The organism is Shewanella sp. 10N.7 (assembly GCF_020806285.1).
GTDB lineage: Bacteria > Pseudomonadota > Gammaproteobacteria > Enterobacterales > Shewanellaceae > Shewanella > Shewanella electrodiphila.
This window is the reverse complement of record NZ_JAJGZS010000023.1, coordinates 12,402-37,000: the sequence shown is the minus strand read 5'-3', so window position 1 is coordinate 37,000 and position 24,599 is coordinate 12,402. Positions and strand designations below refer to the sequence as shown.

Here is a 24,599-nt window from a genome sequence, read left to right as displayed (position 1 = left end):
TAATTAATCAGGGGTTGTTATTGTGTTTGTGTTTGTTAGTTAAATATTTGTTTGCGCCTGAGTTTGTCGCTGTTACAGACTGGTGTGAAAAATAATTTATTTTCTGTTTTTTCTAATGCAGTCTAAGTTTTAATTAACAATGGAGGTGGATATTGGTTTTCTGGTTTTGATCAAAATTGAAATTCATAGATCATTTCTAATATTTGAAATATCCGTAACAGGTTGTTTTTTAATCTAAATATTATATTTTTATTGATTTATAAAAATATAATTACATTAATTATTTCTTTTACAACATGATTTGCGCAATAGTTTTTTGTTAGGTTGTTGTTTATTGGTGTTTTTGTTTTGAGTTCTGTGCGTGTGTTCATAATGGTGAACGTTGTTTTGCTTGTCGTTCAATACTGAACCTACTCTCCTAGCCACGTTTTTATCGCAATTTATGGTTAGGGGATGATGATAAGTTTCACTGAGATTTGCTTGTGAATGCTATTAGTAAGCTAAATAGTAGGATTGTAATAATGGTGTCATTTTATCATGGTTTATTATAGGGCGTTTTTTGAACTTAGATTGTAACTTTTATTACTATATTTTTAGTTTATTACTTTTCGCCTAATCTTTTACGTGTCTGTCGTTTGATTTTTAATTGTTAAATATTTCTATTTGGTAATATTTTCTTTCTTTACTTGTTTATTAAACTTATTTAATTTATCGCCGTCTTTACCGATTTTAGAACACATTAATTAAATATTACTGCTTTATTGAATGAGTAAACTTCAATAAGCGGTAATGACTTGAGTGAAAGAAATAAATTAATTCTTTGGAGTAATCATGAAATTTAATGCTAAGAAGCTTCTTCTTGTTTCAAGTATTGCTGCCGCACTAGCGGGTTGTAATTCATCTGATGATAAAAAAGATTCGATCAGTATCGATCTTCGTTTAATGGAAACGACTGATATCCATACTAACGTTATGCCTTACAACTACTTTGTAAGCCAAGAAGATAACGAAACAAACTTGCCTGAATGGGGCTTAGCACGTACTTCTTTAGTGATTGCAGAAACTCGCAAAGAAGTCGCCAACAGCATGTTATTTGACAACGGTGACTTAATCCAAGGTAGCCCAATGGGCGACTACATGGCAGCTTTAGGTACTGAGCATTTGCAAGATGAAATGCACCCTGTTTATAAGGCGATGAACTACCTAGAGTATGACGCTGCTAACTTAGGTAACCATGAATTTAACTATGGTCTTGATTATCTTGATGAAGCGCTAAAAGGTTCTGAGTTCCCATATGTTGCTGCTAACGTTTGGAAAGCTGATGATTCACTTGAAAAAGTGAGTAATGCAACTGAAGAATGTGAAGTTCGCATTACTGAAGACTTCTATGACACTGCTGAGCATATGTATAACCCATATGTGATTTTAGATCGTGAATTTATCGCTGATGATGGTAAAGCACATACTGTAAAAGTCGGTGTTATTGGTTTCACTCCGCCAGATATAATGGGTTGGGATGCATCTCATTTAGTCTGTAATGTGGTTGTTTCTGACATTAAGAAAACAGCTGAACATTATGTGCCAATTATGAAAGCAGAAGGTGCTGACGTAATTGTTGCTATTCCGCATTCTGGTTTGAACAACAATGATGACGAGTTTGCTGAGAATGCATCGCTTCACTTAGGTTATGTTGATGATATCGATGCCATCATGTTCGGACATGATCATCGTGATTTCCCTAACTCAACTGGTGAGTACGGTGATATCCCAGATGTTGACGCTGAAAAAGGCCTAATCAATGGTATTCCAGCTGTAATGCCTGGCTACTGGGGTGCGAAATTAGGTGTGATTGACTTAAAACTTAATTCTAATGACGGCGGTGAAACTTGGTCTGTCGATCATAACCATTCAACGGCTGAGCTTCGCTCTTTAGTTGAAGGTTCAGATGGTGCCGTTGAAGATTTAGTTGTTACTGAACATGAAGGTACTGTTGAATACATGGCTGAAACGATTGCTGAAATCGACGTCAACATGAACAGCTTCTTCCCACAAGTGGTCCCTGATTTATCTATTCAAGTAGTGAATGAAGCTCAGCTTCATCAACTAAACAAGTGGAAAGCTGAAGGTGAGTTTGCTGATGCATCTGAAGATGCTTTATTCCTATCAGTATCAGCGCCATTCAAGTCTGGTCGTAATGGCGGAGCTGATTACACCAACATTCAAGAAGGTGAGCTAACTAACGCATCTGTTGCAGACATTTACGTATTTGATAACAACACGCCAGCCGTTTTAAAAATGACTGGTGCAGATATGAAGCGTTGGATCGAGTGGATTAATTCTAATGCTTACCGCAGCCTACCATTGGCAGAGGGTGAAACCTTCCTAGTAGAAGAATTCCCTGGTTATAACTTTGATGCATTCTTTGGTGGATTCAGCGAAGAGGGTGAAGGTTTACTTAAGTACACTGTTAACGTTGAAAATGAGTCTAAGTTCATCATTGAAGATTCTGGCTACACAGAAACTGAAAATGAGCAGCTAACTAGCCTGACTTACGACGGTGTTGAAATTGCTGATGATGCTGAAATCTTCGTGATTACTAACAACTACCGTGCATCTAACTCAGGTATGCCTGGTGTTGATAATGCTGTTTTAGTGAAAGAAGAAGCTGCGTTCGTTAACCGCGAATTAGTACAGTTCTACTTAGCTGACCGTTTAGAAGAGCAAGAAGGTACTGAGCTTGCTTTCCCTAACGCGAAAGTATTCCAACTTGAAGCACCAAATACCACTAGCGTGTCATTTGCTTCTGCAAAGCTTGAAGAAGCCTTCCGTTGTGCGACCAATGAAGTTACTGGTCTTTCAACTGATCAGGAAGATGGCACTAAAGAAGGTACTGAAGGTTTCACTATCTACAACTTTAACTTTGACTACAACGGTGAGTTCAACTGTTCTGCTAAGTAATTAGCATAGTGTAGATTTATGCCTAAACCATAAGTAATTTAAAAACCCTACTTAGCGATAAGTAGGGTTTTTTATTCAATGTAGTTGTTGTAACACAATTGAGTCATTGTATCTAACGAGTCATCGGTGTATTTGGCTTATCAAATGTTTGTTTTACATAAGCGAGTAGTTGTTGTTTTTCGGAGTCACTTAAATTGACATTGCTTAAGAGTTCTTGGGTGGCAATGTTAGGCTCCGTTTGATGCCACTGTATAAGTACTCTATGCAGTAATCTTGATTTTAACTCTGTATTAGCAATATTCGTGCTGAGGTTAAAACTGATTTCTGGTTGTTCGCTAACGCCAAAATAATCGATGTAGCTATGAATCGCTTCATCTTTCAATGCCCCATCTAAGGTATAGATCCAATCAATCGCATTATCAGCTTCTGTAATTGGCCAATGACTGATCACGCTATAGGCTAACTTTGGTTGTATATCATCAGGGTATTGGTGCAACAAAGTGACAGTATCATCATGACTTTGCCGGCTTAATGTATTGGCAATCGTTGTCATTGCAGCGCTGCGAGTATGTTCTTCAAGCTGGGAGTTTTCCGTTAAAAATAGAATGGCGTCTTGCGGGGAAATTCGTGCCCACGTGTTGAGTAGTTGCAGTGTGGCGTTTTGGCGTGCAAATGGCTCGGTGATATCCTCAACCCATGCTAATGCGCTGTCTACATCTATCTTTACTAGATAATCAACATAGTGCGAAATAATACTGGGTATCGCATCAAAATTTGGCAAGGTTAATATCAGTTCGCCAGCATCATATGCATCTAACTGCATGTAGTATTGGATAATCGGAGAATAATATTCGCCTAATTCGTGGCTTTCTGGTTGTTGTTCTAGCCAACTTAATACAGCTTGAATATCCTGCTTTGCCCACTGAGCTAACAACATTTTTATCAGTGGAGCACGCTGATGGAGCGATGTTATTTGTGTTGCTTGATCTAGCTGTTCAATAAAATAAACTTTATCTTTAGTTTGTTGGTTTGTTGATGTTGGTTCTGATAAAGCTTGTGATGGACTAACAGCCGACTGCTGTGGCTGTTCTGTAGATTTGGTCTGCGTAATAAATAACGTTTTTGAAGATGATGGCGATGACTGATTACTGTTTTGATTGATAAAAAACTGGCCTGCAAAGAATATCATTGCAATGCTCGTAAATCCCCAAGTGTAGTGATTTTTGATTGTCATTACTTATCCTTGTTGCAACAACCAGCTTATTGACCGCATATATCGACTTAGTTAAAAGCAATATAACAATAAGCTGGTCAGGTACTTTCATCTTAATGGTTAATTGACTGTAATATTAACCGTGTCTACTTTACCTTTGTTTTTGGTTTTGACTGTAATAACAGCGTTCCCGCTTTTACGAGCAGTGACAACACCATTTGAGTTTACGACAGCAACGGCGGCATTACTCGACGAGTAAGTCACCTTCTTGTTCGTAGCACATCGCGGAAGCACTGTAGTGTTGAGTGTCACTTTTTGATTTTTATTGAGCACTTTTGAGGCCGGTGTGACTGTTACACCAGTAACAGGCACCCACGTGGTTGGGCAATCATTACCATTACCAGGGTCAGTAGGCTCCGTTGGATCAGTAGGGCCAGTTCCGCCAGCTGTTTTAAACCAAGTCCTTACATACTCGACTTGCATTGAAGTCGGGTATCCGGCACTTGGGCGTTGATCTGATGGATAAAACTGGTTACATCTGAACTCTGTTAATGGGGCTCGTAATCCTTGAGATAGGGTTAAGTTCATCTGACGATGCCAATACTTGTTTTCTTTTGTGGCAATTTCTTTACCGTCTAAATACCAAGTGATGTTTTCTTTAGTGACGTTGACCCCGTATGTATGGAAGTCGTTACGAGGATCATAAGGCAAAATAATTTGATTGTGATTGAATGGTACTTGTAGAGGGCGTTGCCATGTAGGCTCACCATTAATTACCACAATATTATGTAAATCATGATCTGATTTTCTAACATCATTTTTTTGAGTTAATTCTACGACATCAATCTCACTGTATTGCACATCACCGTCTTTAGTTAGACTGCGATCAATCGTGCTATACATCCAAAATGCAGGTGATACACCTGGGTAAGTATTTGCGCCTTTAATTCTCGCCTCGTAGTAACCGTAATTCCCAGTAGCTCGCGATTTTGCTATACCAGAGGTGTAATAAAGAGGGAAATTAGGCACTTGTTTTTTATTACAGCCATCCCAAAAAGTACGAGTATGGTTTTCGCGTCGAGTCGTTAAGGTGAGCTTACCGCCTGACACGACAGCGTTAGTATCACGCCATGACCATACGCCAAAATTCTCAGGTTGAAAGTTCCATTTGGATGAGTCCTTGTTGTTGAATTCATCTGAACGTTTGGCCTGTAATACCCAAGTTTCGCCTGGTTTTGCAATAGGCGGAGCACTAGGAGCTGCGGCAAAGGCTTGTAATGAAAATACACTAAGAAGACTGCAGCTTAGTGTCGTTAATTTTTTAATCTTATTCATAAATAGTCCATTTATTTATTCGAGTGATATAAGTCTTAAGGTTTCAAGAATTAAGCACTTACTATGAGTGACTAGCTGTCGCTGCATGGGTCGCTCATGTGTATCAACTGTGGGTGAGTTAACCGACAACAGTGCAAATAAATAGAACCAGCTAAATGGCATTCAATGCTTATAAACAGAACCTCAACTCGTTGATGTTATAAATATAAACATATGACGTATGCGATCGCAATAGCTATTTTATACCCATTGGGAATGAAGATATAACCATGGGTTACTGATCTTTAATGACTAGGATAGTGATAACTAACATTTTCATAGCTATAAAATATTTAAATGAATTTTTGCGTCCTTAATCTTTTAGACGCAGTGATACTATGGACTAAAGGCTTAATGTCTTGAGTAACGATTACATTATTAACACCTCGAGCATCACATCTGCTGTTTGTTTGTCCTCCTCAGTATCAGCATGATCCCCTCTTTCAGCATTCGTATATTTAGGGCTATAAAAACTCGTGATTTATTGTGAAGCACCTAATAGATACAAATTGTGCTACGTTTGCTTCATTAACGCTTGGTGAAGGTCTTCGTTGTGCGACCAATGAAATTACTGGTCTTTCAACTGAGCAGGAAGATGGGACTAAAGAAGGTACTGAAGGATTCACTATCTACAACTTCAACTTTGACTACAACGGTGAATTCAACTGTGCTGCTAAGTAATTAGCATAGTTAATTGCGTCATCTACCTATGATGAAGCAACCATAACGTTGACTGATTTCATAATAAAAACCCTGCTTAAGACCTAAGCAGGGTTTTTTATTGGCAATTTTTAGCGTTTAACTTTATAAGTCCCTTTGGTCGTTAAGGTCACTGTGACAGGGCTATTGGTGGTATTTTTCCAGTACCAACCATGGTTGCCTGCAAATGGGGTGACAAGCGAGCCTTTCATTTCGTTTGAAGTAGTAATGGCATAACTCTCGTAATAACCAGTGGTGTCACCTTGCGGTTCACCATGGAAATCAAAATATAGCGCTGCACCATCGGTTTTCCACTGGTATTCAACGTGGCCATATTCATTTAGCAATAATTTATATTCCAAGCCTTTATTAGCAGGGATCACAATATCAATCACATCAGCTCGTACACCTTGCTGCTCACGGGCTTGCTTAATCTCAACGACACTAGGCGCATCAATAATGATCATTTCGTCAAGGTTTGTCTGATCACTGATAACGTCTTTACTGCTATTTGGTGCCTGCGCAGCTTGTGCTATTTGAGTGAGGCCTAGTGCACTCCCCATTCCTGTCGGATCGATGTTGTATTCAGCAGGTAATATGGCGACAACTAATACAATCAGTCCAACAATGGTGGCAATAACACTTGCCTTAATAAGTGTGGCTGTAGATTGCACTTGAACTGTGCTGTTTTGAGATGTGCTATTTTTAGTTTTTTCAGAGTGTTGCATGGTCAATCCTTTTTAAATCAATTTATTAACGTTATGGGTAAAGCGTGTGGATAATTAAGCTAATAACGCCATTAACTGACGAAATACCCCGTTAGTTGAAAGCCCACGAGCATAAGGCCTGCGCTCATTAACCCAGTGTTAGTCGCGACTGAAAAACGCATAAAACTCGGACTTCGACGCCATGCACTCATTAGAATTAACACCAAGGCTAGGGCCATGAATTGACCTATTTCGACACCGACATTAAACGCAATAATGTTGGTGACTAAACCATCTTGCGGCAAATTAAATTCTTGTATTTTGGTGGCTAAACCAAAGCCGTGAAACAAGCCAAAAATTAGTACGGCCAGTTTGGTATTGGGCTGAATTCCCCATAAACGTTTAAAACCTCCCAAGTTATCAAACCCTTTATAAATAATAGAAAACCCAATAATGGCATCGATTAAATAGGCATTGATATTGATGTCGTTAAATACGCCCCACAATAAAGTAACACTATGACCTATGGTGAAAAGGCTGACATATAACAGGACATCCTTGGCACGATATAAAAAGAAAATCACTCCTACTAGAAACAGTAGGTGATCATATCCCGTCAGCATGTGTTTAGCGCCAATATAGATAAAAGGCAGAATCGAGACACCTTGATTCTGGGTTAGAAATTGTTGGGTGGTTTCATCCACTCCGTGGGCATAAATGGAGAAAGAGCACATGAGTGCTAAAGACGTCAGTATTACTTTTAGGGAGCAGGCTAACTGCCGGCTTCCTTTATCATTCCAAATCATTATTTTTATTCCAATAAGTCACAGTGTTTTCACGCCCAATAAGCAAGTAGCAGCTAAAATTGGCGCGATACACAAATGATGAGCGATGATGTTCATACTCACGTCGACATCATTTCACTCAACTTTTTACTTTAAGGCCTGTTGTTAAGGTCTGTTATTAAGACCTAAGGCGAATAAATAGCGATTTATTGGTATGGAGGGGGAATAGGCGGCGCGTATTGCAACGCTAAATAAGCGATATCATTATCGCTAAGGGTACTTGTGTGAGTAAATTCAGCGACAAACAACGACTCTACTGGTGGATGCGATGGTGAGTGAGAATGACTACCGTGTTCATGTTCAGACACCGCATTTTCCAGAGTGGATGATGGTGTATTCGACTGAAGAATATCTTGCTGGGTTTCAGTGGCATTAAAGCTGATGTCACTCTGGTGAGAGTGCTGATGCACTGAGGGTTTTGAAGGAGCCGTTTCGTGTTCATTGCCTGTATGGAACAGGTGAATATGATGATGCTTAACCTGACTACCTGATGGGTGTTCATTATGAAGGTATTGAACTGAAAATGCAGAGCTTATGCCTGCAAACTGACATAGCAACACCAAAAACACGATTAACAATGTCATGGTGGGTTGGCTAGAGGGGCGTGTGAGTACCCCAAATGTCAGAGTGCGATTTTTCAGTGAAAATAACTCATTATAATATAGTGAAACGATTTTAAGGCTGTAAGCACAGTTTAAGTATCAACCGTGATTAAAGCAGATCGCAATCTAAACTGCTAGCGCACGATATTAAATTATCGGTTTAATCGGGCCGCGAATTTTGGCTATCTGGTTACAGCTTGCTGTTTGCGAGCAGTCTTCAAGTACAACTAACATGTGGTCGATAAAACGTTGGCTGGCAAGGCTGATATAACGTCTCGATGGATAGACTAAATAACACTTTCCCTCATAAGGTGCGGTGTCTTTAAACAGCATTTCCAGTTGTCCAGAATCAACGTAATCTTGGCAAAAAGGCATTGGCATCATCGCGATGCCTATACCTGCTAGCGCCGCTTCTAAGCAAACGGAAAGGTTATTGACACATAAATTTCCTTTCACTTGTAATGTCATATCTTGGCCGAACGGGACTTCATTAAAAATGCGTCCATTGGGATATCGAAATAGTATCGAGTTGTGCTCGCTGACATCACAGGGGGTTTCTGGATAGCCGGCTTTTTTTAAGTACTCTGGGCTGGCAAAAAAATGCACGGTTTCGCTGAGCATATGTCTTGCGACCATTTCATTTTCGTTAAATGAGTCTTCTAGCATGAAGGCCAAATCAATGTTGTTGCGGATCATATCTTGAGGTTCGGCGCTGACAATAATTTCGACAGTGATCGACGGGTTAAGATCCATAAACTGAAAAATGGCTTGGCTAATTTGCATTAACTCAGGAATTGGGTAAATGAGAATACGTAAATGACCAGCAACTTCTGCTTTTTCATCAGTGATTTCAGACAAGGTTTGCTCAAGTTCTGACATCATTGAAGTGGTTTTATCGTAAAAATGGCTCCCCGATGCAGTCAATGTCATGGAGCGACTTTGGCGATGAAACAGCTTTACCTCTAGTTCATCCTCAAGTGCTTGCAAACGGCGGCTGAGTGTTGATTTTGGCAGGTTTAATATATCCGCAGCTTCAACGAGGCTACCGGTTTCAACGATTCTATGGAACAGTGAAATATCTTCAGTTTTCATGTATACAACTCTTTAAATTTAGCCACTCATACAGCCAGTTTCTACTAACCGACTTTTAGTATGCTCACATTAAAAAGTCGATAGATAGCAAGTCATTATAGTCTCATTTTATGGAACTTGTAGTTCCATATCATTCCGTTTTATTCAACTTAATTCATTGCTATTGTTGCGCCCTGTTTACATTCGTGTCACATGATGTTGTTCCATTTAGGAAGCTCGATAATGAAATATCTTTTACTGCCATTTTCACTGTTATTATTTATGTTAATGACATCGGGCTGCACTGCAGATTCGGTTAAAGTGGCGCCGCCTGTCATTCGTCCAGTGAAACTGCTTACGATTACCGATGTTAACGCAGGCTCTATTCGCGCGTTTCCAGCAAAAGTGGCGGCCACGAAGCAAGCTAACTTAGCTTTTCGTGTCTCTGGTCATTTAGTTGAGTTGTCACTGGTTGAAGGCCAGCAAGTTAACAAAGGTGATGTATTAGCAAGGCTTGATAGTCGTGATGCTCAAAATGCATTATTAAATCGTGAGGCTGATTATGAACTTGCAGCTGCGGACTTTACACGTAAAGGTGAATTACTACGTCGCGAGTTGATTTCAGCTGCTGAATACGACCTGGCTAAAGCCCAGCTTAAATCTTCAAAAGCGAACCTTGCCAATGCTAAAGATCAGCTGAGCTACACCGAACTGAAAGCGCCATACGATGGCACTATTGCTAAAATCGATATGGATAACTTTCAAATGGTGCAGGCTAACCAAGGGTTATTAGTGTTGCAAAAAAATAGCGATATTGATGTGGTGATTCAGGTACCAGAGTCGCTCGCAAGTCGTGTGACCCAATTTAATCCTCATACAGCGTTTATTCCTCAAGTGCGTTTTGCCACTAACCCTGAAAAAGCCTATCCAATTAGTTTAAAAGAGCATGCGACACAAATTACCCAAGGTACGCAAAGCTATGAAGTGGTGTTCACATTACCTCGCCCACAAACCATGACCGTATTGCCTGGCATGAGTGCGGAAGTCAGTCTTGATGTGTCGGTATCTGAGCAAAGTCATATTACCGCGGTTGTTCCTGCGAGCGCAGTCGTCAAGCGAGATGTTGACGGCCAACACATTGTTTGGGTCTTTGGTGAAGACTTAGGCTCGGTTAAACAGCGTATTGTTACCATAGGCAATGTGACCACCCATGGCATTGAAATTATCAAGGGAGTTAACGTTGGCGATCAAGTGGTTGTTGCTGGAGTGCAGTATCTGTCAGAAGACCTTGCCGTGAAGCCTTTACGCTGGCAGCGAGGTGTTTAACTGATGAACTTTGCAGAGTATTCGATCACCCATAAGCTGATCAGCTGGATGTTCGCCTTGTTGTTACTTGTTGGCGGCAGTGTGTCTTTTTTCAGTTTAGGTCAGTTGGAGTTTCCTGAGTTTACCCTCAAAAATGCATTGGTCGTTACTGCATATCCAGGGGCATCGCCTGAGCAAGTGGAAGAAGAAGTCACCTTGCCACTTGAAGATGCCTTGCAGCAACTTGATGGTATTAAGCACATTGTGTCAGTCAACAGCGCGGGTTTATCGCAAATTGAAATCGAAATTCAAGAGCAATACGACAAAGCGGCATTACCGCAAATCTGGGATGAAGTGCGTCGTAAAGTGAATGACAAAATCGCTGAATTACCGCCTGGTGCCTATACCCCATCAGTAATTGATGATTTTGGCGATGTATACGGTATTTTGCTGAATGTCAGCGGTGAGGGCTATAGCAATCGTGAACTACAAAACTATGCTGATTTTTTGCGTCGTGAATTAGTCTTGGTTGATGGCATTAAAAAGGTCACTATCGCAGGTAAAATTGCCGAGCAAGTGGTGGTGGAAATTTCCCAGCAAAAGCTCAATGCATTGGGGTTAAATCAGGATTACATCTATGGCTTAATTAACAGCCAAAACGTGGTGTCCAACGCGGGTAGTATTCGCGTTGGTGACAATCGTATTCGTATTCACCCAACGGGTGAGTTTGATAGCGTCAGTGAAATGAAGCATTTAATGGTGAGTGCGCCAGGCAGTGCTAAATTAATCTACTTAGGCGATATCGCAACCGTTTATAAAGATACCGAAGAAACCCCAAATAATATTTATCATGCCAATGGCAAGAATGCATTATCGATTGGTATTTCGTTTTCAAGCGGCGTAAACGTGGTCAACGTCGGTGAAGCGGTTAATGCCAGAATGGCTGAGCTTAATGGCGAATTACCGATTGGTATGGCGCTAGAAACCGTTTATGACCAAAGTAAAATGGTTGATCAAACCGTTAATGGTTTCTTAATTAATTTAGCGGAATCCATCGCCATTGTGATTGGTGTTTTGTTGATATTTATGGGCGTTCGCTCAGGAATATTAATAGGTCTGGTATTGCTGCTGACCATTTTGGGTACCTTCATTGTGATGAATGTGCTTAACATCGAGCTGCAGTTGATTTCATTAGGCGCCTTGATTATTGCACTCGGCATGCTGGTGGATAACGCCATTGTGGTGACTGAAGGCATATTAATTGGCATTAAACGAGGTAAAACTCGCCTTGAAACAGCCAAAGAGGTCGTAACACAAACTCAATGGCCGCTACTTGGCGCAACCATTATTGCCATTATTGCATTCGCCCCGATTGGATTGTCAGATACCGCCACAGGTGAGTTCTGTGTGTCGTTATTCCAAGTGCTATTAATATCGCTGTTCATTAGCTGGGTGACAGCGATGACCTTAACGCCTTTTTTCTGCAATATCATGTTTAAAGATGGCGACGAAAACGCGAGCGGTAACGATGAAGACCCATATAAGGGCTGGTTATTCCAAACGTATCGCAACTCGTTAACCCTCGCAATACGTTTTCGTGTCGTGACTATGGTGTTAGTTGTTGCGGCATTAATGACATCGTTAGTGGGCTTTGGCCATGTAAAAAACGTGTTTTTTCCTGCTTCAAACACGCCGATTTTCTTTGTTGACGTTTGGATGGCAGAAGGCACTGATATAAAGGCAAGCAAAGCCCTTTTACATAAAATTGAGCAAAACCTGTTAGCTGAACAAGCAGAAAGTGATGTTGGTTTAGTTAACTTGACCACAGTATTAGGCCAAGGTGCGCAACGATTTGTGTTGCCATATGTACCAGAAAAAGGCTATAGCGCCTATGGTCAGCTATTAATTGAAATGACCGACTTAACCACAGTAAATAGCTATATGCGTATTTTAGAAAATGAGCTTAGTGCTCGTTTTCCTGAGGCGGAATACCGTTTTAAATACATGGAAAATGGCCCAAGCCCTGCAGCGAAAATTGAAGCGCGTTTTTATGGAGAAGATCCAAAGGTACTGCGTGAGCTAGCCGTGCAGGCAGAAGCTATTTTCAATGCCGAGCCAACAGCGGTAGGTGTGCGTCATAACTGGCGTAACCAAGTGCCGATGATCCGTCCTCAATTAGCATTAGCCCAAGCCCGTGAAACGGGGATCAGTAAAACTGACTTAGATGATGCGCTACTGACTAACTTTAGTGGTAAACAGGTGGGGACATATCGGGAAAACAGTCACTTGTTGCCGATTGTCGCACGTGCGCCAGCCAGTGAGCGACTCGATGCCGAAAGCATTTGGAAACTCCAAGTGTGGAGCAGTGAAAACAATACCTTTGTACCAGCAACGCAGGTGGTGTCAGGGTTTGATACTGAGTTTGAAGATCCACTAATCATGCGCCGCGACCGTAAAAGGGTATTGTCGGTTTTGGCGGATCCTGAAAATGGCACCGATGAAACGGCCGATTCAGTCTTTCGTAAATTACGCCCAGCCATAGAAACGATTGAATTACCACCAGGATACGAACTTGAGTGGGGCGGCGAGTATGAAGTCTCAACTGAAGCGCAAGAGTCTGTATTTAGCTCATTACCGCTGGGTTACTTAGCAATGTTTCTGATTACAGTATTACTGTTCAATTCAGTCAGACAGCCATTAGTTATTTGGTTTACCGTGCCTCTAGCTGTAATTGGTGTGGTATCAGGTTTGTTGCTTTTTGATGCACCGTTTAGCTTTATGGCACTCCTGGGCTTACTAAGCCTAACTGGGATGGTGATTAAAAATGGCATCGTCCTGGTGGATCAAATTAACCTTGAGTTATCCCAAGGAAAAGATCCCTATAAAGCAGTGGTCGATTCCTCAGTGAGCCGTGTTAGGCCTGTTTTAATGGCAGCCATTACCACAATGCTCGGGATGATCCCGCTACTCAGTGATGCCTTTTTCGGCTCAATGGCGATTACTATCATCTTTGGTTTAGGCTTTGCGTCGGTGCTGACCTTGATAGTATTACCAGTGACATACACCATTGCTTTTCGTATTCCTTTGCAGGGTAAAACGGGGTAGAAATTACAATCTTCTATTGAATTGGTTTTCCCTAAAACCGAACGTTAGCCTTGCTGATGTTCGGTTTTGTTTTTTAGGCCTAAGCGATCAAATACTAGACTAGAAGCTTGGTTCTGCTAAAATTGAGCAATCGTTCAAAAGTAAATTGTAGAGTGCCAATATGAGTAAACCTGCCAAATTCAATCGTGAAGATATTATTCACAAAGCGGCCAATTTATATTGGCAAAAAGGTTTCCATGCCACTTCAATGCGCAACCTGCAAGAAGTGATTGATATGCGTCCAGGCAGTATTTACGCTACTTTTGGCAGTAAAGAAGGCCTGTTTAAAGAAGCATTGCAATATTACGCGCAAACGGGTGTACAGGCATTACATGCTTGTCGCACTGAAACGAGTTCACCATTACAGGCGCTGAAGTTATTTATTGAGCGCTCAGTAATGGGCAGTAAATGTGACACGCAAGCGCCGAGCGGTATGTGTATGTTGGTTAAAACCGTCGCTGAGTTGACCGAAGATAATGCTGATTTGCTGGCAGAAGCCAAGCTGTCGCTAGTCATGATTGAAACTGAATTTGCTAAGCTGTTAACCGAGGCGCAAACGTGTGGTGAGCTAAACGCAAGCCAAGATGTGCAAGCGTTAGCACGTTTTGTACAAGTGCAGATTATTGGTATTCGCACCTATGCGCATGCCAATCGTGACTCGGATACGATTCAGCAATTGATTGATGATTTGTTTAGCACGCTTGCTGTAAATAAATGATGTAAGCACAGGCTTATTTTTTCACTTATTACTTATCACTTATCACCTATAACTAATCACCTATGATAAATAACTTATCATCATTAAAGATTAGGGCGCATTGAATATGACGACTACACTCGCTTTTGATGTTTACGGCACGCTCATTAACACCCATGGCGTGTTAGTTGAGCTAAGCACGATGGTGGGTGACAAGGCGACAGCTTTTTCAAATCGTTGGCGTGAAAAGCAATTAGAGTATTCATTTCGCCGTGGGCTAATGCAGCGCTACGTAGCGTTTTCTGAATGCACTCGCCAAGCGTTAGATTACACCTGTCAGTATTATCAAATCGATTTATCAGCTGAGCAAAAACAGCGCCTAATGCATTGCTATAAAACCTTGCCAGCATTTGATGACGTTAAACCCAGCTTGCTTGCCCTTAAGGCTGAAGGGTATCGTTTATTTGCTTTCTCAAATGGCACTAATGAAGCGGTTGAAACCTTATTAACCTCGGCAGGTATTGCAGAATTTTTTGAAGGTGTAGTGAGCGCTGATGAAATCCAAACCTTTAAGCCTAACCCTGCTATTTATCAGCACTTTTTAAGCCGAACAGACAGTGTTGCAGCTAACACATGGCTCATCTCCAGTAATCCATTTGATGTGACTGGCGCCATATCAGCTGGCATGTACGCCGCATGGGTTCAGCGTAGTCCTAAAGCTATATTTGACCCGTGGGAGATTAAACCGACACGGGTCGTTAATAGTTTACAAGCCTTGTCTGAGCAATTAGCCTCTGATGAATAAAAAGCTAATTAACGCACGCAGTTTAGGAGTCAGTTAAGGATAGTGAGTCTAAAATACCTTGGCCACTGTGAATACCGCCTTCATTTTCGCTCGCAGGTTTACTGCGGATCAAGTACCCAGCATAACCATCAAACTCCGTGACGGGCTCACCGTCGTAAAAGGCGGTAAATAAGCCTATCTCACTCACCAAATCATCAATTTGGCTTTGCTCGGTATCGCGAACCCCTATGGTTGGCTTTTCACGTTCATGGGGAAATAATCGCATCATTAGCGCCCAGGCATCATATTCTTGTGGTCGTAACTGACTGAGCTTTTGGCTGATGTCTTCACCAAATACACAATGGCCTCCACCTTCACCTTGATTTTTAAGGACCCAAGCTTGTTTATCGGCTTGGTTGTTAAACCAATCTATGGAGCTTGGATTAACGGGTTTCATATCTGCCAGTACACTTTTGACCAAGTTGGCTTCATGTAGACTCAATCCCCAGCGAGCATATTCTTTGGCTGGCATGGTGGTGAGCAACATTTGCATGGTTTTGCTGGTGGCCAATTGTTGACTGAACGTCGCGTTGACCGCCACATGATGCTGTTCGATAAACAGTCTGGTTTGACTTAAGGTATGGCAACACACTGGCTCGTTGAGCTTTGGAGCGCAGTAGTCTGAATACTGATAACCTGCACGCAAGTACACCACATCAATCGCACCGACATCTTCAAGGATTAAACGCTTATCTGCACCGGTTGAAAGCTGGCTACTTAACTGCTTAAAGGTACGTCTTACGGTGCGTAAACCTTGTTTTTGTAATTCAACTTCGAGTAAATGCTGATCATAAACGTTGTCTTCGTTTTCTTGCACCACCATCAAGAAGGTGGGTTTGCCTTGCTCCGCAAACGTAGCTTTTACCTTTTGTCCTGCCTGCGCAATACCATAGGCAAGTTGGGTTAAGCCGTGATTGATTGCCGGCGTTGATTGTGGGTCAGCGCCCCAGTTTTGATAAGTGTCTGGCCATTGGGTTTGCATATAGGCATGAAACTCAGATGCACGTTGACCAAAAGGCGCCATACCTGCAGCAATGCCGTTAAATTCAATCACTTTTGCACCGTGTTGGCGGTCATCCATGAAGTCAGTGCGCATTAATAGTAACGGCTTACGTGCCGCGGTATGTCGATTAGTACTGTCGCCATGAGCTTGGTGGTGTAATGATAATAAGCGCTCAAAAAATGGGTCAGCTTTAGCCACATCGCGTAAAGAGTGTTGTAGAAAATCATGATCTTCAGACACATTATTAATCAGCTTAGTGATGATTGGCGTGACATTACGCAGATGCTCATACACTTCACGCTCCATTGTCATCGGCGCAATACTGAATGGGCAATGTCTTGCTGTGTTATCTGCTTGGCGAAATGCGACGCCATGCATAATGGCCCATTCACTTGCATCTTCAATTACTTGCTGAGGAATTATGTTCTGTGTCTTACTGTTCATCATGTCTCCAAAAATGGTTTTTACTGCTTGTTGCTAGATTTTGAAAGGCGCTAGTGTCCATACAAATACCAGCGACATTAATAAGACGCAGACAGATAAAAAAAGACGCAAAAATAAATTCGTTATACTGACGCGGCCGCAAAGCACTTGTCAGCTCAGATGGATTAATGCTTTAAGAAGAGAGAGTTAATCGCCATCGCAGGTATATGAGTAACAGCTTTTATGTGAATAACTTCTTTTATTTGAGTAGAGCTGATAGTTAAATAGATAGTTAAATAAGCTGATCTCAAAAAAATTAGCAGACCTGGATTGATTAAGATTAACTAAGGCTGGCATTTAGGGCCACAGTTGGTTTTTTTGGGATAAAAGTCTGTAATGCCTTCTTGACCGATTTCAAAATCACAGCAAGCCATCATTTTCTCTCTAAGTTTTACTCGACTTCGCTGCACTCGACTCTTAGCCCCTGACAGTGAAATACCCAACTGTTCAGCAATCGCTTGTTGGGATATGCCTTCGAGTTCAGCTAAGCGCAGCGGTAAGCTGTATTTTTCTGGTAACTCGTCAATGAGTGGTTGTAAGCATTGGGCTATTTCGTCACGAGCCTCTGCGCCAGTATCTTGCTCTTCAGCAATCAGATCTTCTGGCAACTGTTCATGGGGCTGGCGCTGTCGATAAAAATCCATGATGGTGTTGTGGGCGATGCGATATAGCCAACCTTTTAAACTGCCTTTGGATTTTAACTGATGCAAGTTGCTACTGGCTTTAATGTAGACCTCTTGCAGAATGTCATCCACATCATCAATCCGTTTATGGACATAACTGCGAAGCTGTATTTTGTGATTTTGCCATTCAGATAACATTAATCTATACCTTAAATTAAAAATGACTCTTATTAAATCTAGATTTAAATACTAGACGATGACCAGCTTAAAAAGACGCAAAACTTTTGCTTATTTGAGTTAAATCGTACCTACTAGAACACGGCCAGTTCATACCATTGATTGAATACGCTCAGTGCACACAGCTAAGTGGATATACTCAGTAGATATAGCTCAGTGTACACAAGAGTGACTCACAGTATAATAAGTGTTATTCGCGCTTTATTCTGTAAAGTCATTTTACAAACACGATTGATGAGTTATGCCTAATGCCAACGATTAACCAAATGGGTTGCCCTGAATCCGTAGTTTCAGAGCAAGAGCTTAGTTCTGAAGTAAATCCTTCTCATCAGCATTTTAAAATCTTTAAACCCTTTGGTTTTTTAAGTCAGTTTGTGCCTGAAACTCGTAAGAAAAAGCACTTATTGGGTGAGCTGCATGCTTTTCCAGAAAAAACCATGGCAATTGGCCGATTAGACCATGACTCAGAAGGGCTGTTGCTACTGACAACAGACGGCATGATGAGTCATAAAATACGCAGTAAAGGCATTGAGAAAGAATACTATGTGCAGGTGGACGGTGATATTACCCCCGAGGCTATTTCAATGTTACAAAGCGGCGTTGAAATTGGCATAAATGGCAGTAAATATCTCACCTTACCTTGCAAAGCGTTTAAGTTAAAAGCCGACCCAGAATTACCGAGTCGAGGACGAAAAATCCGCGACCCAAGACATGGGCCAACCAGCTGGGTATCAATTACTTTGTGTGAAGGCAAGAATCGTCAAATACGTAAAATGACAGCTGCAGTGGGATTTGCAACATTGCGCTTGGTCAGAGTACGGATTGGGGATATCCATATTGATAATATGGATGCTGGGGAAGTGATTGAGCTAGATGGGTTTGATCAAGCACTGGGTAGTTAATTTTAGCTTTAAAGTTGACTGCCAAGATATGAAATATTAGTTTTCACTAGTTTCTAAGCTACATATAGCGCCAAAACTATTGATACACAAGTTAAAATGAAAATGAGAAAACTAGAGTTTTTAGACTCTGAATTAATATATAGAAATAAAGTGCCAAAAAAGTATGTTATATGCAGAGATGCCATCATAGCGTAATCGTCAGGGACTTCTTTCCCTGTTAGAGAAAGAACAACTCTTAGAAGAATAAGTAGTATAGAAATATAGAATAACAAACGAATTAACCATATTCGAAAGTGGTCGTCTGATTGACTCGGTTTGATATTTTTAGCCAGAAATACTTTTTTGATGATTACTAAAATCTCTTTATCTGTACCGTTAAACTTAAACATATTGTTATTTGTTCTCGTAATCATCATAAAAATACAAAGGGTGAAACTATCTGTTTTAACTCATTGATTTATATAATCCTACATTTGATATGTTAATGATGTAAAGTGATCCATTGTAAATCGCCTTGTGGCCAATAAAGTCGTGGCGCTTCGCCCACACCCGACGAAAGGGAAACAACAGCTTTTCCCTTCTCGACATCCCTAGCCGCCCCAACGAAATTACTCTTCCAAAGCGAGTAAGCTTCATGCTTATTTGAAAATAGCTAACGCTTTAGAACGGCCATCCATGGCCAACTAAAGCTATCCTGACATCCTGTCAGGCTCACTCTATTTTCTTCAACGCATTTCAGCAATTTCAATGGGGACTCTTGAGCCTGCAGCTTCATTTGCTGATTCAGATTTTAAGAAATTACCAAATAAAGTTAAATCGAAGATAAAAAATTCCCAGATGCAAGCGCGGCTGTGACCGTCCATGACATGGCGAAGTTTCACAGTGTGAAACGCTCTGAGCGAGAGGCATGGATGGCGAACTGGCCGTTTAACAAGGATGTTATTCGTCATGGCCGAGCTTTCAGGGACGAACTTGTAGCGTGTCACAGCAGCGCTTGCATGAGAGCCTGCGGCAGGCAATGGATTAGATTGACGTTATGGGTTTAGATAAATTAGCCAATATTAAATGGGTTACGTTGAACCGACCACTAAAACGGGGAAGAGCAACTGGCCGTTTAAACAAGGATGTTATTCGTCATGGCCGAGTTTTTAGTGACCTTTTGATTCGTATAAAGAGGGCGCGTGTCACTGCTGTGCTTTGCATGAGAGCCTGCTGCAAGCTATGAACATTTTAGCTAATACCGACTTTTGACGTTACTTCATTGCTCGTCAATAACATCTAATTCCCGACTAACGCGTCAATTATTTTTTGTTTTATAATTCATTGAGATAGATGAAATTATTTGATTCTTTAGTTTGGTGTCAAAAATGAAATAAAATGCTGTAACTAAGCTGATACTCTTTAGTTTATTTTATTAAAATTCAATGAATTAGCATAAGTTGCATTTTGACGCCGGTGTCAAAATATTGCTAGTTGAAACAGTGATTATTACGCTAGATAATTGCTTCGACTTTATCAGAGTATCAGCTCCTATAGTTCACTCCATTTAGTCTTTTTCCTTATTTTACTTTATCTCTTTAACTCCCAAGGAGTGACTTGCTGTGTCAAAGCAAATATTTAAACTTTCATCAATTCTTACTGCCATGTATTTCATCGTGCCTACTACAGCTCAAGCTCATGGCTGGGTAGAGTTTCCTGAGGCGAGACAATCAATCTGTTATGAGCAAGGTGGACTTTGGACTGGTAATCCACCTAATGCAGCTTGTGCTGCGGCACTGCAAGAGTCGGGCACCTACCCATTTATTCAACGTAATGAAGTGGCTATTAACATTCAAGCGCCAGATTACCTTGATCAAAACATTGTTAAAGCAGCCATTCCAGACGGTTCATTATGTTATGCCAATGACTCGCAAAAAAGTGGTCTAGGTATCGCGCATTCAGACTGGACGCGCACTGAAATCGCGCCAGGGACGTTTGAATTTGTTTTCAATGCAACAGCGCCACATAACCCGTCATACTGGGAAATCTATCTAACAAAACCCGGAGTTGATGTATCCCAAACTCTTAAGTGGGATGATTTAGAATTAATTCAAGAATACGGTGATATTACTGTAGGTGCTGATAAAAAGTATCGCATGAACGTGACTATTCCAGCAGATCGCAGTGGTGATGCCGTGTTGTATACAAGATGGCAGCGTATCGACCCTGTCGGTGAAGGTTTCTATAACTGTAGCGACATTACCATTACTGGTGATGAACAGCCTCCGGTTGATCCAGACTTACCTTACTTAAATAAAGGTGAGCAATTTATCCCGAGTGACATCAGCATTAATACCCCTCAAATCGGTGAGTCGGTTAAATATGATGTGCTGAATCAATATGGTGAAGTACATAACTCATTTAGCATTAAAATCACTACTGATAATCAACTCGATTGGGATCGCTTATTAGCATCGCAAATCAGTGGCTACTACGAAACTAATCACAGTGGTCATGTGTTTATTGGTGATTGGCATGCTGAAATGAATCACTACATGTATTTTAGAGATAACCTACATGCTAATTACTTTAATTCAAAAGATGAGCGTGCTTCAGGTGTATTCAGTATTGTTGCTGAAGAAATTGACCCACAATTAAAAGCTGTTATCACGCCACAGGCTTTACAAGAAATTGAAATTGCTGAGGTAGAGCACGGTACTGTAGTCGTGCTTCATCCACATAATACCCAAGGTGAGTTTGATAGTGTGCAATGGGCGCAATTAAGTGGTCCTGCCGTAAATGTTGAGCAAGGTTTGTATAGCGAACTAATGGTTAATACTGAGCAATTAGATAGCCAAGGTGAGCATGAATTGTCGTTTAGATTAACGGTATCAAACAACGAAGGCAGTGACAGTTCAGTATATGGATTCACTGTAATCGGTGAAGAAGAAACGCCTGAAGTTCCTCCTGTTGAAGGTGATTGGGATGCGGATAAGGTTTATGTTGAAGGGGATACAGTAACGTTTGATGGCCGAACTTGGACAGCGAAATGGTGGACCCAAGGTGAGCAACCTGGCACGACAGGTGAGTGGGGCGTTTGGCGATAATATCGCTTTGCTAATAGCCATTATTGGTAAAACTAGAGCCACTTAATCAATGACATTAAAGCCAGTTTAGTTAGCTAAACTGGCTTTTTATTTTTTAGCATTTCCTGATCTGCTTTATCGAGTAGTTCAACAAAGTCAGTATTAAGATCCACGTCAATAATGCCGATGGAAACACTGTAATCAGGTAGATTAGGGCTGTGTCTGGCCGATAAAAAACCTTTCTGTAATCGCTGTTTGATCACCGTTTGGTCGTTCTTATTTTCTAATAGCACTAATGCCACAAATTCATCGCCACCAATGCGGCCAATAACGTCGCTTTGACGCACAGTTGCTTTTAACACCACACCAATATGTTGGATTAGTTCATCTCCCACTTTATGGCCAAATTGGTCATTGATCTGTTTAAAGTTATCCACATCTAAATAGCATAATCCTAGTTTGGCTTGATTGCGTTTTGCTAAAGATATGCGTTGTTTACCTAAGACTTCAAAGCCTCGGCGGTTATTAATTTCTGATAGCGGATCGGTAATCGCAAGTTGCTGCATTCGGCCATATAGGTCGATTAAGGTGAGATCGGATTCAAGGATATCTTTTAACTGTTCAATGAGCTCTAGATAACTGGGTTCATATTCTGTTTGGTCGAAGTCCATCACACAAAAAGTGCCGAAAGGCGTGCCGTCGGGCCAAAAAACCGGTACACCTAAGTATGAAGTAAAGCCATCATTATGGACTTCGGGGTTGGTATCCCAGCAGGGATCGATAGGGGCATTGGCAACATAAAGTGGCTCACCTGTTTCAACGATCCTGCGGCAAAATATATTGGCTTCAGGTTCAATGATAATACCGGCTGCGTAAGGGTTGCTGCTTTGTTGACTGGCAATAGTGACTTGAAACCCATCAGGAGTGTATTGGACTAAAAAGCCCGCGGGAGCATGAAACACTTTGGCGAGAAGGTTGACTATTTTTTGCCATTTATCGAGCGAAATTAGCTCATTAGGTTTATCAAGTAGGAAAGTTTTGGGATCAAGTATTGTTTTTTTATTCATTGTTCAGTCCGTCATACGTTCATGAATAATTTAATTATAGTGCAAAAAATTGAGTAGAAATTTATGGTCTATTTATTGCGATGAATATAGATAAACAGCAGCTCAATGAGCTGCTGTTAAGGGGGATTTGCAAGTTCACTGTTGGCGAATTGCGATTGCGATTGCAAATTGCCGATTGCTATTGTTTAGCGAGCAGCTCAGTCAGCACTTGCTTGTAAGTCTCAACTGGGTGAGCGCCATTTAATGCGCTGGTGCGATTAAACACGACCGTCGGAACAGACGATATACCTGCAGCCGTCCATTGATCTTTTTCTGCTTTTAGATGTGCTCTGACTTCTGGGTTATCCAGTAATGCCATGGCTTCGTCAGCATCTAGGCCGACTGCGGCAACTTCACTGGCTAATACATTTCTGTCGGAGACATCTTTATGCTCGGTAAAATAGGCACTGAATAAACGCAGTTTTAGCGCTGTTTGCTTACCTTGAGATTTGGCATAATCCAGTAAAATATGAGCATCAAAGGTGTTAACGATTTTTGAATCGTCATTAAAGTTAAATGCAAACCCTTGATCGGCGCCACGTTGGGTGATGTTTTCTCGAGCTTTAGCGCTGTCTTGTGCGCTAGAACCATATTTACGCGCAACGTGATCACGTAAGTTTTCCCCTTCTGCTGGCATATCGGGATTGAGTTCGAACGGTTGCCATTCAAGCTCAATTTGATCTTCAATACCGAGTTCAACAATCGCCTGGTTTAAGCTGTTGTAACCAATGATGCACCATGGACATACGACGTCTGAGACAACGTCGAGTTTAATTTTTGTCGACATAAAAGACCTTATACTGCTGAATAGAAAGAGGGGGGCAGTAAAACATTAAAGAGTGGATAATGCACCACTCTTTTCTAGTATGTTATTTACTTAGTCGCTTGCCAGTTAAACTGTTGGAATGGCTCATCAACGGGGGTTTTAGCCACATGGTTTACATAGTTACTGATCACTTTTTGCGATAAGCCTAAAATGATTTCCAGTAATTGTTGTTGGCCATAACCAGCTGCAAAAAAGGCTTCCATTTCTGCGTCAGATAACACGCCACGATTGCGCACCATTAATAATGTGGTGTCATGCAGCGCTTGCAGTTTAGCTGTTGGCATTGCGCCGCGGTTTCTTAATGCTTCAGTTAACGCAGCATCGACCTTCATTGAGTGAGCAATCCCAGTGTGAGCCGGTACGCAATAAGTACACTCATGCTCAACATTGATGGTTTGCCATACGACCGTTAACTCTTCAGCATCAAAAGATGACTGAGTGAAGAGGTTATGCAGTGACTGATACGCTTCAAATGTTGCTGGTGATTCAGCTAACACACCGTGCAGATTTGGCACCATACCATAGGCTTTTTGAGAACCTTCTAGCATGGCCTTACTTGCTTGTGGTGCAGTCTCGATACTGTGAATAGTAAATTTGCTCATGGTATTACTCCAATTTTTATTTAATAGGGCTTAAGCTGACAAAACCCTAAAATAGGATGTCATTTAAAAAAGTGCCGGGGTTAATCGCTCGGTATGGAAATACTATACCTTTAATTTGAACGTTCGTTCAAGTTATATTTTGAACAAGTGTTCAAAAATAAGATTGTGACTGCTTATCTCTATGATTTATCGTTATAATTTTTTTGGTGAGGTTGAAGTGGCAGAACGATAAATAACCATCATGGCATGTGCTAAATAGCCTTCGAGCTTTATGTTTAAGTGTTAACTTGCTA

At 41.1% G+C, this 24,599-nt stretch carries 20 protein-coding genes; 8 read left to right on the top strand and 12 right to left on the bottom strand.

Annotated features, from left to right (window positions below; genetic code table 11):
* Positions 1–831 precede the first annotated feature (831 nt).
* Positions 832–2,958 carry a bifunctional 2',3'-cyclic-nucleotide 2'-phosphodiesterase/3'-nucleotidase gene (locus tag LMH66_RS14735; RefSeq protein ID WP_229370894.1) on the top strand — a complete coding sequence of 709 codons (2,127 nt, stop codon included), beginning with the start codon at positions 832–834 and terminating at the stop codon, positions 2,956–2,958.
* 112 nt (positions 2,959–3,070) lie between these two features.
* Here the strand turns inward: LMH66_RS14735 and LMH66_RS14730 are convergent, their stop codons facing one another.
* The gene (locus LMH66_RS14730; RefSeq protein WP_229370891.1) at positions 3,071–4,192 is read right to left on the bottom strand and encodes a hypothetical protein; all 1,122 of its coding nucleotides are present in this window, start codon (positions 4,190–4,192) and stop codon (positions 3,071–3,073) included.
* Positions 4,193–4,291: 99 nt separating this feature from the next.
* Positions 4,292–5,506 carry a family 16 glycosylhydrolase gene (locus LMH66_RS14725; protein ID WP_229370889.1) on the bottom strand — a complete coding sequence of 405 codons (1,215 nt, stop codon included), beginning with the start codon at positions 5,504–5,506 and terminating at the stop codon, positions 4,292–4,294.
* Positions 5,507–6,031: 525 nt separating this feature from the next.
* Here LMH66_RS14725 and LMH66_RS14720 point away from each other — a divergent pair.
* Complete coding sequence (locus LMH66_RS14720; protein WP_229370887.1) at positions 6,032–6,226, top strand: hypothetical protein; 195 nt, start codon at positions 6,032–6,034, stop codon at positions 6,224–6,226.
* A 110-nt stretch (positions 6,227–6,336) separates the two neighbouring features.
* Here LMH66_RS14720 and LMH66_RS14715 read toward each other — a convergent pair whose 3' ends face one another.
* The 4 genes from LMH66_RS14715 to LMH66_RS14700 all read right to left on the bottom strand — a co-directional run bounded on the left by LMH66_RS14715 (position 6,337) and on the right by LMH66_RS14700 (position 9,490).
* The gene (locus LMH66_RS14715) at positions 6,337–6,972 is read right to left on the bottom strand and encodes a hypothetical protein (protein WP_229370884.1); all 636 of its coding nucleotides are present in this window, start codon (positions 6,970–6,972) and stop codon (positions 6,337–6,339) included.
* A 71-nt stretch (positions 6,973–7,043) separates the two neighbouring features.
* Positions 7,044–7,685 (bottom strand): HupE/UreJ family protein, encoded by a 642-nt coding sequence (locus LMH66_RS14710; RefSeq protein WP_229370951.1) that lies wholly within the window; start codon positions 7,683–7,685, stop codon positions 7,044–7,046.
* A gap of 257 nt (positions 7,686–7,942) precedes the next feature.
* A complete protein-coding gene (locus tag LMH66_RS14705; RefSeq protein ID WP_229370882.1) occupies positions 7,943–8,380 on the bottom strand; it encodes a hypothetical protein in 438 nt (145 codons plus the stop codon).
* Between the two features lie 165 nt (positions 8,381–8,545).
* Complete coding sequence (locus LMH66_RS14700) at positions 8,546–9,490, bottom strand: LysR family transcriptional regulator (RefSeq protein ID WP_229370880.1); 945 nt, start codon at positions 9,488–9,490, stop codon at positions 8,546–8,548.
* 222 nt (positions 9,491–9,712) lie between these two features.
* Between LMH66_RS14700 and LMH66_RS14695 the strand changes: the two genes are divergently transcribed.
* The 4 genes from LMH66_RS14695 (at position 9,713) to LMH66_RS14680 (ending at position 15,420) form a co-directional block, all read left to right on the top strand.
* Positions 9,713–10,795: an efflux RND transporter periplasmic adaptor subunit gene (locus LMH66_RS14695; protein ID WP_229370879.1), complete on the top strand. Its 1,083-nt coding sequence runs from the start codon at positions 9,713–9,715 to the stop codon at positions 10,793–10,795.
* 3 nt (positions 10,796–10,798) lie between these two features.
* Positions 10,799–13,879: an efflux RND transporter permease subunit gene (locus tag LMH66_RS14690; RefSeq protein WP_229370878.1), complete on the top strand. Its 3,081-nt coding sequence runs from the start codon at positions 10,799–10,801 to the stop codon at positions 13,877–13,879.
* A gap of 160 nt (positions 13,880–14,039) precedes the next feature.
* Positions 14,040–14,636: a TetR/AcrR family transcriptional regulator gene (locus LMH66_RS14685; protein WP_229370877.1), complete on the top strand. Its 597-nt coding sequence runs from the start codon at positions 14,040–14,042 to the stop codon at positions 14,634–14,636.
* Positions 14,637–14,742: 106 nt separating this feature from the next.
* Positions 14,743–15,420 carry a haloacid dehalogenase type II gene (locus tag LMH66_RS14680; RefSeq protein WP_229370875.1) on the top strand — a complete coding sequence of 226 codons (678 nt, stop codon included), beginning with the start codon at positions 14,743–14,745 and terminating at the stop codon, positions 15,418–15,420.
* Positions 15,421–15,442: 22 nt separating this feature from the next.
* On the opposite strand, the gene LMH66_RS14675 is transcribed toward LMH66_RS14680, so the two are convergent.
* The gene (locus LMH66_RS14675; protein WP_229370873.1) at positions 15,443–16,906 is read right to left on the bottom strand and encodes a glutathione synthase; all 1,464 of its coding nucleotides are present in this window, start codon (positions 16,904–16,906) and stop codon (positions 15,443–15,445) included.
* A gap of 323 nt (positions 16,907–17,229) precedes the next feature.
* Entirely contained in the window at positions 17,230–17,766 is a 537-nt protein-coding gene (gene sigZ / locus LMH66_RS14670) for an RNA polymerase sigma factor SigZ (protein WP_229370872.1), read from the bottom strand.
* A gap of 287 nt (positions 17,767–18,053) precedes the next feature.
* On the opposite strand from sigZ, the gene LMH66_RS14665 reads away from it, so the two are divergent.
* Positions 18,054–18,707 carry a pseudouridine synthase gene (locus LMH66_RS14665; protein WP_420709430.1) on the top strand — a complete coding sequence of 218 codons (654 nt, stop codon included), beginning with the start codon at positions 18,054–18,056 and terminating at the stop codon, positions 18,705–18,707.
* Positions 18,708–19,432: 725 nt separating this feature from the next.
* On the opposite strand, the gene LMH66_RS14660 is transcribed toward LMH66_RS14665, so the two are convergent.
* Positions 19,433–19,657, bottom strand: a complete 225-nt coding sequence (locus LMH66_RS14660; protein ID WP_229370871.1) for a hypothetical protein — start codon at positions 19,655–19,657, stop codon at positions 19,433–19,435.
* 651 nt (positions 19,658–20,308) lie between these two features.
* Here LMH66_RS14660 and LMH66_RS14655 point away from each other — a divergent pair.
* Positions 20,309–21,793: a lytic polysaccharide monooxygenase gene (locus tag LMH66_RS14655; RefSeq protein WP_229370870.1), complete on the top strand. Its 1,485-nt coding sequence runs from the start codon at positions 20,309–20,311 to the stop codon at positions 21,791–21,793.
* Between the two features lie 74 nt (positions 21,794–21,867).
* Here the strand turns inward: LMH66_RS14655 and LMH66_RS14650 are convergent, their stop codons facing one another.
* The 3 genes from LMH66_RS14650 to LMH66_RS14640 all read right to left on the bottom strand — a co-directional run bounded on the left by LMH66_RS14650 (position 21,868) and on the right by LMH66_RS14640 (position 24,306).
* Positions 21,868–22,839 carry a sensor domain-containing diguanylate cyclase gene (locus LMH66_RS14650; RefSeq protein WP_229370869.1) on the bottom strand — a complete coding sequence of 324 codons (972 nt, stop codon included), beginning with the start codon at positions 22,837–22,839 and terminating at the stop codon, positions 21,868–21,870.
* 178 nt (positions 22,840–23,017) lie between these two features.
* Positions 23,018–23,665, bottom strand: a complete 648-nt coding sequence (locus tag LMH66_RS14645; RefSeq protein WP_229370868.1) for a DsbA family oxidoreductase — start codon at positions 23,663–23,665, stop codon at positions 23,018–23,020.
* Positions 23,666–23,751: 86 nt separating this feature from the next.
* Entirely contained in the window at positions 23,752–24,306 is a 555-nt protein-coding gene (locus tag LMH66_RS14640) for a carboxymuconolactone decarboxylase family protein (protein WP_229370867.1), read from the bottom strand.
* Positions 24,307–24,599 lie beyond the last annotated feature (293 nt).